This is a genomic window from Gaetbulibacter sp. S0825 (assembly GCF_011777505.1).
Taxonomy (GTDB): domain Bacteria; phylum Bacteroidota; class Bacteroidia; order Flavobacteriales; family Flavobacteriaceae; genus Pontimicrobium.
Map to the genome: position 1 here is coordinate 1,340,026 of NZ_JAATJT010000001.1, position 15,236 is coordinate 1,355,261.

A 15,236-nucleotide genomic window follows, 5' to 3' on the forward strand; every position below is an offset into this window, starting at 1 on the left:
GCTTTTTCTACTTTCTTTTTTTTGTTCGTTATCAATGTTTGCACAAATGATATACATGACAGATGGAACTAGAAGTAATACCTGTTCAGGAACATTTTATGATTCGGGAGGTGTTGGTAATTATAGAAATAACGAAACAATCACACATACTTTATGTCCAAATATTCTAGGAAGTCAAATTCAATTAGATTTTACTTCTTTTGACTTAGAGGCGAACGCTGATTTTATTACTATTTATAATGGACCAGACACAACCTATGATGTTATAGGCACTTTTAGCGCAACTAGTCCAGGATTGGTTACCGCTGCTTTAGCATCGGCACAACCTAACCCACTTGGATGCCTCACAATTGCTCAAAGTACTGATAGTGTTAATACATTTTCAGGCTGGGAAGCGACCATATCTTGTTTTCAACCTTGCCAAAATATTGTAGCAAGTTTAGACTCTACGCTACCAGCTGCTGATCCAGATGGCATTGTAAGAATATGCCAAGGAGACCAAATTACATTCAATGGTAGTGGTGCTTTTTCGGTAAGTGGAGTTGGTGCTTCTTACGAATTATTTATGGGAGATGGGACATCGCTCACAGGAGCTTTAATAAATGACACGTTTTCTGCTGATTATACTTTTAACAATGAAGGTATTTATGAAGTGAGCCTTGAGATAACTGATGCAAATTCACAAAAATGTACAAGCACAAACAAAGAATCTATTTTTATATATGTGTCCTCTACACCAGATTTTACTGGAACAGAAGCTGATGATGGTTCTTTATGTTTAGGCGAATCTACAACTATAGAAGGCGTAGTGACTCCAGTTACTCAAATTGCAAACTGTGCTAATGGAGGTGAAGAAACTGCTCTTGGAGATGTTCAGGGAGTGACTTTTACTTCAACGTTAGATTTAGACTGTTTTCAGTCGCAAAACTTAACCAATATTGCTCAATTGGAGAGTATATGTATAGTTATGGAGCATACTTATATTGGTGATTTAGAGATTACAGCCATAAGTCCAAATGGACAAAGAGTAACTCTACATAATAGAACAGGAACTTCGTTACAACTTGGAAACCCCATTGTAACAGACGGTACAGGGTCAGGGCAAGGTTGGGAATATTGTTTCTCAATGTCAGCTACTAACTTATTGCCAGATGGCAACTTAGTTCAATCTGGAACACCAACAACAAGTCTTACGGTCGAGGCTGGAACATATTTGCCTGTAGGAAATTTTAATAATTTTGTTGGAACGCCAATAGATGGTCAATGGACTTTAGAAATTATTGATTATTTAGCACAAGATGATGGTACTATTTTTAGCTGGTCATTAAATTTTGATGAGTCGTTATTTGCTTCTAATTACACATTTACACCAACTTACCCTACCCAAGGTTGGGATGCCGATTTATCAATTACAAATACTGTTGGAAATACTATAACGGTACAACCTACAACATCTGGAACACATTGTTATACTTATAGAGTGATTGATGATTTTGGTTGCGAATATACAGAACAAGTATGTGTTGAAGTATTACCTGAAGTAATCCCATTATTGCCAACTCCAATTGATTTATGTGATGACACCACTAATGACGGATTTACAGTTTTTGACCTCACTGTAAAAGATGCAGAAATTATAGGAGGAAACCCCAATTGGTCTGTACAGTATTTTGAAACAAATGTTGATGCCACAAGTAATTTAAATCCAATAAACTTAGTAACAACTTATACAAACACATTAGCTAATTCACAAACAATTTATGTACGTGTTACTGATAGTGTTACAGGCTGTTTTGGTTTTACAACTCTAGATTTAAATGTGCTGCCAAATCCAGTATCATTGGACAATGCGCCAGATATCGAACTGTGTGACTATAATAATACAGGAGATAATCAAGAAATATTTGACTTAACTCTTAACGAGGCTTATATTCTAAACGGAGAAGTTGGAGTCACTGCGACCTATTACGAAACTAATACAGACGCTCTAAATGCAGTTAATGCCATTGGAACGCCTACAACGTATGTAAATACATCATCACAGCAAACTATTTATGTGAGAGTCACCAACGATGTCACGTCATGCTTTGTCGTCGTTGATTTTGATATTCTTGTTAATGAGTTACCAAATGCTACCACTGTGACCGATTATTTTATATGTGAAGTTAATGCAGATGGCGTTGCTCAGTTTAATTTAGAATCTAAAACAACGGAAATTTTAAATGGACAAAATCCAACAGATTTTGCAGTAACATATCATATTTCACCAGCTGATGCTAATACAGGAGCAAACCCGTTGGTAAGTCCTTATACTAATATTTCTAACCCTCAAACCATTTATGTAAACATTAGAAATATTAATACAAATTGTGATGATACCTCAATGAGTTTTAATATTGAAGAACTTAATACACCTTCGGCAAATGCAGATTTAGTTCCTATTGAATATACATTATGTGATAATTTTAATGCCAATGATGGGGTAGCTCAATTTGATTTAACTACCCAAGATGCTTTTGTGTTGGATGGACAAGATCCAATGGTTAATATAGTTAGCTATTATGTATCGCAAGCAGATGCTGATGTTGGAATTAATGCATTAACATCGCCTTATGAAAACACGTCTAATCCACAAATTATCTATGCACGAGTTGATGATATTTCTGCGATAAATACGGCGTGTTATGCTACTACCGAGTTGGCTTTAAATGTAAACTTATTACCGGTTTTTGCCCTAGATGATAACTATGTAATTTGTGTAAATACTAATGGTACTGAAATTATTGGACCTCCATTAATAGATACTGGGTTGTCTGTCTTAGATTATACATTTGAATGGCGTCTAGATAATACAGTAATCACAGGAGCAACAAATTCAAGTTATTTAGCTACACAATCTGGCGACTATAGTGTAACAGTAACGAATAACATAACTAATTGCCAGCGAGTAGAGAATACTACAGTTAGTGAAAGTGCTCCTCCTGTGATAACTGCAACTGTAACATCTTCAGTCTTTGCTAATAATCATATTATTGAAGTTGAAGCTTTAGGAGGCGGAGATTACGAATTTAGCTTGAACAATGGTCCTTGGCAAGATAGCAACATATTCGAAAATGTGTCTTTAGGTGAGCATATAGTAATAGTTAGAGATAAAAAAGGCTGTGGTTTAGCTAGTACATCGGTTACTGTTATTGATTATCCAAAGTTTTTTACGCCTAATGGCGATGGCTATAACGATACATGGAATATTGCAGGTATAAATGCGCAGCCAAATGCACAAATATTTATTTTTGATAGATATGGCAAGTTATTAAAGCAATTAAGTCCAACAGGAGATGGTTGGAATGGTACATTTAATGGGTACAATCTCCCTTCATCAGATTATTGGTTTACAGTAAAATATATTGAGCCAAATACTGGCGATAAGAAAGAATATAGTGCGCATTTTGCTTTAAAACGATAAAAAGAACTATTCCTTAAAAATTTTCTTATTTTCGAGACTTCAATTTTTTTATTGAGTGTTTATGAATAAGATAAAACATCTTATACTCCTTATTTTTTTAATAAGTGTTTCCGAAGTTTTCGCACAAGAACCTAACGATTGTGGGAATGCAACTGTAATCTGTGGCAGCATTAATTTTACCTACACACCAACTGGTCCAGGAAATGATGATTTTGCAACAAACCCCAATCCTCCTTGTTTACCAACTGGGAATGTTGAGAGCCAAAGTGTGTGGTTGGAAATAACTATAGATAATCCAGGACTTTTAGAATTTGTAATAAAACCTAACAATGGTTTTGATGATTACGATTGGGCTATTTATGGGCCAAATGCAAATTGTAACACCTTAATTAATCCAGTACGTTGTTCTTCAACTCAGTTTTTAGGAGATGGCTCAACTGGTTTAGGAAATGGAACAACCGATACGTCTGAGGGTCCAGGCACAGGTGATGGATTTTTAGCACCATTACCAGTTAATAATGGCGAGCGTTATTTACTTTTTATTAATAATTGGTCTAGTACGTCTTCTGGTTTTGATTTGGAGTTTAGTGGTACAGCAACATTTAACGAACCACCAACAATCGATGTGCCAACAGGTACAGCTTTAGATATCGAACAATGTGATACCGATGGCGTAGATGATGGAATTTCGGAGTTTGATTTAACGGTTAATACACCAATTATCATTGGCACCCAAACAGGAGTGGATGTGAAATATTATATCACAGATAGTGACGCTCAAATAGATATTAATGCTATCCCAAATCCTGCCAATTATAATAATATTACAAGTCCGCAAACTATTTATGCTAGAATCACAGACACAGCTTCAGGTTGTTTTGAAACCACTGAGTTTGATCTTGTAGTACTTGGCGCTTTAAATATTGGTACACCAAATAACCTTTTTATTTGTGATGTTAATAATGATGGCTTTGCTCAATTTGATTTAACACAGAATGATATAGATATTCAAAATGGCGAGTTAAATACTGTAGTGACTTATCATCCAACTGAGAATGATGCTAATTTAGCCACTAATAACCTACCTGGTCTTTATACAAATACTACTGCTTATACTCAAGAAACGATATGGGCAAGATTAGAAAACACAGTTACGGGTTGCTTCAATGTGATGTCATTTACTATTGACGTTTTCGATACACCAATTGTAAACCCAATTCCAGACCAATTAATTTGTGATGATAACAATGATGGTTTTTGGAGTTTCGATTTTTTAGCTTTAAACGCAACAGTTTTAGGAAGTCAATTGCCTACAGGTTTTTCGATGACTTATCATGTGTCTCAAGCCGATGCCGACGCTAACTCTAATTCAATTACAAGTCCTTATACTAATCAAATTGCTTATCAAGACGAAACTATTTTTGTTAGAATAGAAAACAATTTAAATACTAATTGCTATGAGACTGAGAGTTTTATTATTGATGTATTCAATAGCCCAACAGCAGCAGCTACTAATTTTGAGTTGTGTGATAATCTTGATGATGGTAATGATACTAATGACATTGTAACGTTTGATTTGTCATTGAAAGAAGCTGGGATTTACGGAACTCAATCTGTTACAGAATTTGAAATAAAATTTTATTATAGTCAAGTAGCAGCGGATGCAGCTATTGCTGGAACAGAAATCACTGCTCCAATTCAAAACACGAGCAATCCGCAAACAATTTTTGCAAGAATAGAAAATAGAGGCAACACAAATTGTTATGAAACCACAAGTTTCGATTTAATAGTGAATCCGTTGCCAGTAGTTTCTCCAATAGTTATTTTAACGCAGTGTGATGATGATGCTGATGGATTTACACCATTCAATTTAACAGAAGCTAACGTTTTAATATCTAATGATTCAGCTAACGAAGTATTTACGTATTATCTAACACAAGCTGAAGCTGATAATGGTTTGCCTGCTGATCAGATTCCTAATTTCATTAATTACACCAATCCAACAGCCTTAAATAGTTCGGTGTATGCAAGAGTTGTAACAGTTAATGGTTGTTATAGAACAGCTAGAATAGATTTGGTAGTTGGCGCCACACAAATTCCGCCAGCATTTAATCTCACTTATTTTGTGTGTGATGATAAACTAGTAGATAGCGATAATACGAACGGTATTGCATCTTTTGATTTTAGTGATGCCACAGCACAAATAGAAGCATTATTTCCAGTTGGTCAAAACTTAACAATCACCTATTACACTAACGAAGTTGACGCTTTAGCCGAAACGAATCCAATTTTAGATATTAGTAACCATAGAAATGAAACATCAGCATTCACTCAACAAATTTATGTTCGTGTCGATAACGATAATATCAATGCTTGTTTGGGATTAGGGCAGCATATTACTTTAAATGTAGACCCAGTACCTGACAATAATGTTATTGCTAATTATGAATTGTGTAGCGATAACGACCAAGCAGTTTTTGATTTAACAACCAAAGATTCTGAAGTAATTGGAACACAAACAACACCCATTTTAGTCAGTTATCACTTAAGCGAACAGGATGCTATTAATAATATTCCAATTACGAATACCAATAATTATACTAATATCACAAATCCTCAAACTATTTATGTAAGAGCCCAATTTGATGATAATGCAAATGGTGTTGGTGATGCAGGAGAATGTTACAGCACAACAGACATGAGTTTTCAGTTAGTTGTAAATCATAATCCGGATATATTTTTACCTGACAATATTAGAATTTGTAGTGACCAAGTAATAACTGATTATGATTTAACCGTTAGAGAAAACCAAATTACGGGTGGTGATAATTCTATTACCTTAACATATTACGAAACACAATTAGATTTAGATAATAACAACCCTATTACAAATCCTAATGCCTATACCAATTCTCTGTTAAATAGAAATATTTTGGTGTTGGCTACAGGTACAAATTTGTGTACATCTACTACAACTTTATCGTTACAAACAATTCTTTATGATAATATTAATCAGAACCCAACTCCTATAGAAGAATGCGAAACAGATAATAATGGGTTTGACTATTTTGATATTACAAGAAGAGAAGTAGAAATTTTAAATGGTCTAAATACAATAGATTTTAGTTTTACTTATTATGAGTTGGAAGCAGATGCAATTGCTGGAAATAACAATAATATTACTAATCTTGTAAACTTTGAAAACACAGTAGCGGTAACACAAATAATTTACGTGAGAGTGCAACCAATAGCCAATGAATGTTTTATAGTTGTGCCTTTAACACTTATTGTAAACCCTGTTCCTGAAATTGGTATATATGATAAATATGTAATTTGTTTAGATAATACTGATGCAGTTATAAATCCAACACTAACCACATTTTTTCCAAACCCACCAATAGATACGCAATTGAATCCGCTTGAATATACGTTTCAATGGTATAATGGTACTGAAGCGGAGGTGAATAGTAATCCAAATAGTGTTATTATAAATGGAGAAACTGGGCCAATGTATATCCCAACCACAATTGGTTTTTATACAGTAGTAGCAACTAATATAGTTACTGGATGTAGAATTCCTGCAACGACTGAAGTTGTAGGTTCATACCCTCCAGAACAAATAACCGTGAATTTAGTATCTGAAACTTTTTCTGAAAACAATATTATAGAAGTTGAAGTTGTCGGAAATGGAGAATATCATTTTAGATTAGATTTTGGACCATGGCAAAGTGAGCCAAGATTTGAAAACATTGCAGGAGGGGAGCATACAATTTATGTAAGGGATTTATATAATTGTAACGAAATATCTCAAATACAAATCGTAATAGACTATCCACGATATTTTACACCTAATGATGACGGTTATCATGATACATGGAATATAAAAGGCATTTCTTCTCAAGAAAATTCAACCGTTCATATATTTGACCGTTATGGTAAATTATTAAAGCAACTCAATCCTCTAGGTCATGGTTGGGATGGTACTTTTAATGGTGAAAAATTACCATCGAGTGATTATTGGTTTGTTGTGGAGTTTCAAGAACCCAATGATGGGATGGTAAAGCAATTTAGAGCACATTTTACGCTAAAGAGGTAATAAAAAAAGCGCAATGAAATATTTCATTGCGCTTTTATATGTTAAAATAATTGTACTATAGATTCATGCTTAATGACAATGTAAAGTTTGAATTTTCTCTACTAATTCTAGCTGCATTTGTCAATCCTACATTGTATAATTGGTAATTAATATCTCTTTTAGAATTTTCGTAAGCTAAGTCTAATCTTGTTCCTCCAAAATTATAACCTATTCCTAATGAATATCCTTTTAAATCCCCATAAAAAGAAGTGTCATTATAAGGACTTTGTTCTAGTCTGTAACCGCCTCTAAAACTAAAATTGTCTTGTCTTAATTCGCCTCCAATTCTATAAGTATTTGCCACTTTCAAATTGTTTGAAATATCAGTATTCTGCGAAGCAAAATACGAATCAGATTCAGGTTTAAATTTGGTGCTGCCATAATCTTTTCTAGAATAATCAAAGCTAATAAGTCCTTGTTGGTTAAATACTAAGGCAATACTTCCTGTAATTTTAGCAGGTGTTTGTAATTTATAATCTGGATATATGTTTATAACTTGTGGATCTACAATAGCTGTAGTTGGTCCGCCATCATCCCTAACAGATGCTACGTATTGACTGGTTTCTTCAGTTATAGTGTACCAAGTTGGAGAGTCATAAGTAAGCCCAACTCTTACATCATTTGAAAGTTTAGCAATACCTCCTAATTGGAAAGAAAATCCATTACCAATAGTTGAAAGATTGTTTTCAAAATCCACTTCGGTAACTAACGAACCAGCATTTGAGTTTTCTTCAAACAAAAATGTAGAACGGTCGTAATTAATGAAATGCGAATTTAGGTTTAAACCTAAGTATAGATTATCTTCATATTGTGCGGCAAGATTAATTCCAAATTTTCCATTGTAACCAGTTGCAGCATAAGAGTATTGTTGGTTAAAAGTCCCTGGAGCTATGTTAGAAAAGTATAACGTATTGTCATCATCATCGGTGTCAGGCTCTAAAATATAAGCTTCATAACCTAAAAACGCTTGCTGATTTCTATAACCAAATGTAGCTCCTAAATCACTATAAGCATCGTCAATAGATTCTCCTGGAAGCGCAATTATTTCATCTAGTCTTAAACCTTGAGCATTAGCCAAGAAATAACTATCTATAGATGTTGTGCTTGTTCCTGATGCAAAAAAGTCATCATCAAAATTTTGAGTCTGGTCGTAGGCAAAACCTAAAACAAACTTTCTCCAAGGTGAATTATTTCGACTGTTAAATACAAAAGCAGCTCCAGCTTGATTAAAAGCAAAATCGGAATTTGAGTTTGTATTTATACCATTAAAATAGTTTGTCTCATTATCAGAATTATAACTTGAAATCGATAAAGATGTGTGGCTATAATTAAAAATAGCCGAGCCTGCAGGGTTAATACTCATTGCAGAAATATCCCCTCCTAGAGCACCAAACGCACCACTCATAGCTTTAAACCTTGCTGTTCCTTCAACATTATCTGATGAGTATCGTACAGCATCTGTAATGTCTTGAGCATATATAGTAGGCATAGATAGCATGCCTATGAATAGTAATAATAACTTTTTCATACTTTTAATTTTTCTTTTTCAACCTTAATTTAATTGTTTCTTCTAGATGAATTACTTCTGCTACTACTTCTAGTTGAATTATTATTGGATGACGACCTAGTGCTAGAGCTAACATTATTAGATCTAGTTGATGATGATCTAGATGTAGAAGATCTAGTTGAAGACGACCTAGAAGTTGCAGATCTACTTGATCTGGTTGTTGCAGATCTAGACCTAGTGTTAGATGTATTGCCAACACGAGAACTTCTAGTTGGTCTAGATTGATAATTTACTCTAGAGTTGCTAGATCTAGTGGCGTTTACTCTAGAGTTACTACTTCTTGTAGCATTGTTTCTTAAGTTTGAGGTTCTGCCGTTTATTGAACTACGTCTATTAGAACTAGTTATTCCGCTACGTCTACTAGTAATGCCACTAGTGCCATTGTTCGCATATACCGAGCCTCTCCTGCTTGCACTATATGCTAAGTTTCTTCTATATACATTACCATAATAGTAATTGTTATAACCATAGAATGGATAACCATAGCCATAACCGTAGCGCCAAGGTCTGTTCCACCCTACATAAAAAGGAGAATACCAATAGTCGGAAAAACCATAATAGCCATATCCATAACCAAAGTTCCAATTATTGTACCATCCATAACTAGGATACCAAAACGAATCATAAATAGGGGTTCTATTATAGATGTTTACAGTTATATTGTCACTGTAACCCCAACCAGCATAATTTTCTTGACTTAAAGAATCGTTTTCAACGTAATACGAACCTTGATACGAATCAATGTCAGTAAAAATCATATCACCTTCTATATTGTCTAATTCAGTAACCTTTTCTTTAAAGTAATTTTTATAGTAGGTTGAATTTTCAGATTCGTTAGGAGTTTCTTGATATTCAACAGTTTTTACTTCGTAACTTTTATCGGGTTCGCCATAAATACCATCATTATCATAACTGGCATATTGGTAAGATCCACAGGAAGTTAGTCCTAATACAAGGATTAACGCTCCAATTATGGATATTTTCGAATTTAAGTAGTTATATAATTTCATATCTCTTCAAATTAAATTGTTGAACATAACAAAAATAGTTAGTTTTGTCGAACTATTTTTTTATTTAACATAGTCACAATTTTTGTGCCAAATTAAGATATATGAGTAAAAATCTCACTAGTAGGAGCGAAGACTATTCAAAATGGTATAACGAACTGGTTGTAAAGGCTGATATGGCTGAAAACTCGGCAGTTAGAGGCTGTATGGTAATTAAACCTTATGGTTACGCTATTTGGGAAAAAATGCAAGCAGAATTAGATAGAATGTTTAAAGAAACGGGACATCAAAATGCGTATTTTCCATTATTTGTACCTAAAAGTTTGTTTGAGGCTGAAGAGAAAAATGCCGAAGGATTTGCAAAAGAGTGTGCTATTGTAACTCATTATAGATTACAAAATGACCCTGATAATGAAGGAAAATTAAGGGTTGATCCAGAAGCGAAACTTGAAGAAGAGCTGATTGTAAGACCAACAAGTGAAGCTATTATTTGGAATACTTACAAAGGTTGGATTCAATCATACAGAGACTTACCATTGTTAATAAACCAATGGGCAAATGTAGTGCGTTGGGAAATGCGTACACGATTATTTTTACGTACAGCAGAGTTTTTATGGCAAGAAGGACACACAGCTCATGCGACTAAAGAGGAAGCATGGGAAGAAACAAAGTTAATCAATAACATATATGCCAATTTTGCTGAAAACTTTATGGCGATTCCAGTTATACAAGGATTAAAAACTGAGAGCGAACGTTTTGCAGGAGCCGAGGAAACCATGTGTATAGAAGCGCTAATGCAGGATGGAAAAGCGTTACAAGCTGGAACATCACATTTTTTAGGTCAAAATTTTGCTAAAGCTTTTGATGTAAAATTCACAAATAAAGAAGGGAAACAAGACTATGTTTGGGCAACTTCTTGGGGAGTTTCAACACGATTAATGGGAGCTTTAATTATGACTCATAGTGATGATAAAGGCTTGGTTTTGCCTCCAAATTTAGCACCAAACCAAGTAGTAATTGTACCTATTTACAGAAACGATGAGCAATTGGATGAGGTTTCTAAAGTAGCCAATAAAATAACAGCAGACTTAAGAGCAAAAGGTATTTCGGTGAAATTTGATAACAGAACTACTTTTAGACCAGGAGCAAAATTTGCACAACACGAATTGCAAGGTGTGCCGTTACGTATTGCTATTGGACCAAAAGATTTAGAAAATGGAACAGTAGAGTTGGCAAGAAGAGATACATTAACTAAAGAAGTAGTTTCTTTGGATATACTTACTGAAACTGTTGAGAGTTTAATGAAAGAAATTCAAGATGCATTATTTAATAAAGCACTTAATTTTAGAAACACTCATATTACCGAAGTAGATACGTTTGATGAGTTTAAAGAAGTTTTAGAGAATAAAACAGGGTTTGTTTCTGCGCATTGGGATGGTACATCAGAAACTGAAAATAAAATTAAAGAACTAACAAAAGCGACTATTAGATGCATTCCAATCGATAATGAAGTTGAAGAAGGTAAATGTGTGTACTCAGGAAATGCTTCTAAACAGCGAGTTTTATTTGCTAAAGCTTATTAAAAATAAATTTTGCGAAAAAATTCATTAAGAAGTTGCAACATTTAAAAATAGTTGTATTTTTGCATCCGCAATGGAAACATTGTAAGTTATTTGAAAACAATTGGGAGTTTAAAAATTAGCAATTAAAATTTATAAACTCAAAATAAAATGGCCCGTTCGTCTATCGGCTAGGACGCCAGGTTTTCATCCTGGTAAGAGGGGTTCGATTCCCCTACGGGCTACAACGATTTAAAAAAAACAAAATGGCAAATCATAAGTCAGCGTTAAAAAGAATTAGAAGTAACGAAGCTAAACGCTTAAGAAATAAGTATCAGCATAAAACTACTCGTAATGCAATTAAGAAATTGCGTGATATGGAGAAGAAGAAGGATGCTGAAAAGTTATTTCCTACCGTTGTATCTATGATTGATAGATTAGCAAAGAACAATATTATCCATGATAATAAAGCTGCTAATTTAAAATCAGGATTGGCGAAGCACGTAGCTTCTTTATAAAAAGAATACAACAACTTTTATAAGAGTTTAAAAGCTTCTCTTTAATGAGAGGCTTTTTTTATTGACCAAAAATAAGCCTTAGTTAAAAACTAAGGCTTTGTAATTTATAATTGTTTGAGTTTTTTGAACTTAACTATTCATTGAAATTAAAAACTCTTCATTGTTTTTTGTTTGTTTAAAGCGATCATTAATAAATTCCATAGCTTCTACAGGATTCATATCTGCAAGGTATTTACGCATTACCCACATTCTTTGTATTGTAGCTTCGTCTAATAGAATATCATCTCTACGAGTGCTTGAAGAGGTCAAATCAATAGCTGGGAAAATCCTACGATTAGATATTTTTCTATCTAATTGTAATTCCATGTTACCAGTTCCTTTAAATTCTTCAAAAATCACTTCATCCATTTTAGAACCTGTTTCAGTTAATGCTGTGGCAATAATTGTTAAGGATCCTCCATTTTCTATATTACGAGCAGCTCCAAAGAAACGTTTTGGCTTATGTAAAGCGTTAGCATCAACACCACCACTTAATATTTTACCAGAGGCAGGTTGTACAGTATTATATGCTCTTGCTAAACGTGTTATAGAATCTAAAAGAATTACAACATCATAACCACATTCTACGAGCCTTTTAGCTTTTTCCAGTACAATGTTTGCAATTTTCACGTGCTCGTTTGCTTCTTTGTCGAAAGTTGAAGCAATTACTTCACCTCTAACATTACGTTGCATATCTGTTACCTCTTCTGGTCGTTCGTCAATTAATAAAATCATTTGATAAACTTCAGGATGATTTGCAGCAATAGCATTTGCAACATCTTTTAGTAACATTGTTTTACCAGTTTTTGGTTGCGATACAATCATACCACGTTGTCCTTTTCCGATAGGAGAAAACAAATCCATGATTCTAGTAGAAATGGTACTTTGTTTTTCAGCTATATTGAATTTTTCTTGAGGAAAAAGAGGTGTAAGGTGTTCAAAAGACACACGATCTCTCACTACTTGTGGGTCAAGACCATTAATTTTGGTTACTTTAATTAATGGAAAATATTTTTCACCTTCTTTTGGTGGTCTTACATTTCCTAAAACGGTATCTCCCTTTTTTAAACCAAATAATCTTATTTGAGATTGCGATACATAAATATCATCGGGAGATGATAAGTAATTGTAATCTGATGAACGTAAGAAACCATAACCATCTTGCATAACGTCTAGAACGCCTTCGCTTTCTATGATAGCGTCAAATTCAAAATCTGGTTCACGATAACGGTTACGATTGTCCTTGTTTCCGTTATTACCTTGGTTACCTTTGTTTTGTTGGTTGCCTTTATTTTGATTTCTATTCTGAGGTCTATTTTGATCCTTATGGTCTCTGTGAGGGCGCTTTTGAGGCTCTCTTTTTTCAGGATCTTTATTTATAGGTTCAGGTTTTTGAGGAGTATCTGGTTTTTTTTGATGTTCCTTAGGATTATCTGGTTTGTTGTCAGTTTTTTCCTTGAAATCAATAGTTTTTTGAGAAGGAGTATCATCCTTTTTTTGTACACGTTCTCTCTTTTTTCTTTGAGGTCTTTGAGGTTTTGGATGCTCTTTATCAGCTTTTTGTGCAGCAGGAGCAGGAGTTGGGTTTGCAGCTTGATGGTCTAAAATTTGATAAACCAAATCAAGCTTTTTTAAAGAACGATATTTAGATACGTTCAAATTTTTAGCTATTTCCTGTAATTCAGGAAGCTTTTTTTCTTTTAATTGTGAAATTTCAAACATTGTTGAATTAAATAAATTATTTTTTTTGAAATTAAATCGTTCCAAGGCTTTCTAAAAGAAAATCGAGAGAATAATTTGTGTGATTTTTTTTGAAGATTTAATGTTGTGCGGTACAGCATGTTGCACAATACTAATGCAATTATACAACTTTATTTTTAAATAAATAGTATATGTTTTAAAAAGAAACCATTATTTTTGTCCTTCAATTTTTAGAAATAATGCTTCAAAGAATTCAAACTATATATCTTTTGATTACTGCTGGAATTTCAGCAGGATTAATTTTTGTGTTTGATTTGTGGATAACCAACGAAGGCGTTTCTTTTTTTGCTAAAGATGAGATACTATATTTGGGCTTATTTTGTGGTTCAGCATTGTTATCTTTAATTACAATATTTATGTTTAAAAACAGGAAGTCTCAGTTTGTAATGGGACGACTTAACATCATATTAAACTTTATTTTACTAGGATTATTTGTGTATCGATCACTAAATTTATCTGGAGAAACTACGGTTTCTGAGAAAGGTATTGGGATTCTTCTACCTATTTTTTCTATCGTATTTTTGGTTTTAGCCAATAAAGCCATAAAAAAGGATGAAGAGCTTGTAAAATCTGTAGACCGATTAAGATAAACCTATCATCTTAGTAGTATTAGTGCGTGAACCCTGACGAAACAAAGTTTGTCAGGGTTCTTTTTTATCTTTTAAATTCGATAACTTCTAAATTCTGAATTTTTTTATTGTCAATCTCAAATCGTAACATCGTTCTTACATTATGAAAACCATGTTTACCAATGGCGCCAGGATTCATATTTAAAAGATTCAGTTTTTTATCAGGCATCACTTTTAGAATATGTGAGTGACCACATACAAATACATTTGGCGGATTAGTAGCTATCTCATCTTTAATGCTAGGGCTGTATCTTTTAGGATAACCACCAATGTGCGTTATCCAAACATCTAAACCTTCACAATTAAACCTGTTGTGTTCTGGGAATTCTGCTCTAACTTCATAACTATCAATATTGCCATAAACTGCACGTAAGGGCTTTAGTTTTTTTATAGCATCAGTTACTTTTAAATCGCCTATGTCTCCTGCATGCCAAACCTCATCTGCTTTTTTTACATGCTTGAGTATGTCGTCCCCAATATAACTGTGTGTGTCTGATAGTAAAAGTATTTTCTTCATGTATAAGTATTGACTATTGGCTTATTTCATTATAAAATGTT

Annotated in this window: 9 protein-coding genes and 1 tRNA gene; 6 read left to right on the plus strand and 4 right to left on the minus strand. The window is 33.6% G+C overall.

Annotated elements, in window-relative coordinates; all coding sequences use genetic code 11:
• The first annotated feature begins 46 nt into the window (after positions 1–46).
• Together HB672_RS06110 and HB672_RS06115 are read left to right on the plus strand one after the other, a co-directional pair.
• Positions 47–3,463 carry a T9SS type B sorting domain-containing protein gene (locus HB672_RS06110; protein WP_167609343.1) on the plus strand — a complete coding sequence of 1,139 codons (3,417 nt, stop codon included), beginning with the start codon at positions 47–49 and terminating at the stop codon, positions 3,461–3,463.
• Positions 3,464–3,524: 61 nt separating this feature from the next.
• Complete coding sequence (locus HB672_RS06115; protein ID WP_167609346.1) at positions 3,525–7,559, plus strand: T9SS type B sorting domain-containing protein; 4,035 nt, start codon at positions 3,525–3,527, stop codon at positions 7,557–7,559.
• 55 nt (positions 7,560–7,614) lie between these two features.
• On the opposite strand, the gene HB672_RS06120 is transcribed toward HB672_RS06115, so the two are convergent.
• Entirely contained in the window at positions 7,615–9,126 is a 1,512-nt protein-coding gene (locus HB672_RS06120) for a transporter (RefSeq protein ID WP_167609349.1), read from the minus strand.
• 29 nt (positions 9,127–9,155) lie between these two features.
• The gene (locus tag HB672_RS06125; protein ID WP_167609352.1) at positions 9,156–10,175 is read right to left on the minus strand and encodes a hypothetical protein; all 1,020 of its coding nucleotides are present in this window, start codon (positions 10,173–10,175) and stop codon (positions 9,156–9,158) included.
• A 101-nt stretch (positions 10,176–10,276) separates the two neighbouring features.
• On the opposite strand from HB672_RS06125, the gene proS reads away from it, so the two are divergent.
• The 3 genes from proS to rpsT all read left to right on the plus strand — a co-directional run bounded on the left by proS (position 10,277) and on the right by rpsT (position 12,249).
• Positions 10,277–11,755, plus strand: a complete 1,479-nt coding sequence (proS, locus tag HB672_RS06130; protein WP_167609355.1) for a proline--tRNA ligase — start codon at positions 10,277–10,279, stop codon at positions 11,753–11,755.
• A 149-nt stretch (positions 11,756–11,904) separates the two neighbouring features.
• Positions 11,905–11,976, plus strand: a tRNA-Glu gene (locus tag HB672_RS06135).
• Positions 11,977–11,997: 21 nt separating this feature from the next.
• Positions 11,998–12,249 (plus strand): 30S ribosomal protein S20, encoded by a 252-nt coding sequence (gene rpsT, locus HB672_RS06140; protein ID WP_167609358.1) that lies wholly within the window; start codon positions 11,998–12,000, stop codon positions 12,247–12,249.
• A gap of 129 nt (positions 12,250–12,378) precedes the next feature.
• On the opposite strand, the gene rho is transcribed toward rpsT, so the two are convergent.
• Positions 12,379–14,010, minus strand: coding sequence for a transcription termination factor Rho (gene rho / locus HB672_RS06145; protein WP_167609361.1), 1,632 nt, complete (start codon positions 14,008–14,010; stop codon positions 12,379–12,381).
• A 218-nt stretch (positions 14,011–14,228) separates the two neighbouring features.
• Here rho and HB672_RS06150 point away from each other — a divergent pair, with 218 nt between their 5' ends.
• Positions 14,229–14,639, plus strand: a complete 411-nt coding sequence (locus tag HB672_RS06150) for a DUF4293 domain-containing protein (RefSeq protein ID WP_167609364.1) — start codon at positions 14,229–14,231, stop codon at positions 14,637–14,639.
• 64 nt (positions 14,640–14,703) lie between these two features.
• Here the strand turns inward: HB672_RS06150 and HB672_RS06155 are convergent, their stop codons facing one another.
• The gene (locus HB672_RS06155; protein WP_167609367.1) at positions 14,704–15,195 is read right to left on the minus strand and encodes a metallophosphoesterase family protein; all 492 of its coding nucleotides are present in this window, start codon (positions 15,193–15,195) and stop codon (positions 14,704–14,706) included.
• Positions 15,196–15,236 lie beyond the last annotated feature (41 nt).

Coding starts and splice junctions, on each gene's coding strand:
- HB672_RS06110 (WP_167609343.1), top strand. CDS start 47: ATGATATACATGACAGATGGAACTAGAAGTAATACCTGTTCAGGAACA.
- HB672_RS06115 (WP_167609346.1), top strand. CDS start 3,525: ATGAATAAGATAAAACATCTTATACTCCTTATTTTTTTAATAAGTGTT.
- HB672_RS06120 (WP_167609349.1), bottom strand. CDS start 9,126: ATGAAAAAGTTATTATTACTATTCATAGGCATGCTATCTATGCCTACT.
- HB672_RS06125 (WP_167609352.1), bottom strand. CDS start 10,175: ATGAAATTATATAACTACTTAAATTCGAAAATATCCATAATTGGAGCG.
- proS (WP_167609355.1), top strand. CDS start 10,277: ATGAGTAAAAATCTCACTAGTAGGAGCGAAGACTATTCAAAATGGTAT.
- rpsT (WP_167609358.1), top strand. CDS start 11,998: ATGGCAAATCATAAGTCAGCGTTAAAAAGAATTAGAAGTAACGAAGCT.
- rho (WP_167609361.1), bottom strand. CDS start 14,010: ATGTTTGAAATTTCACAATTAAAAGAAAAAAAGCTTCCTGAATTACAG.
- HB672_RS06150 (WP_167609364.1), top strand. CDS start 14,229: ATGCTTCAAAGAATTCAAACTATATATCTTTTGATTACTGCTGGAATT.
- HB672_RS06155 (WP_167609367.1), bottom strand. CDS start 15,195: ATGAAGAAAATACTTTTACTATCAGACACACACAGTTATATTGGGGAC.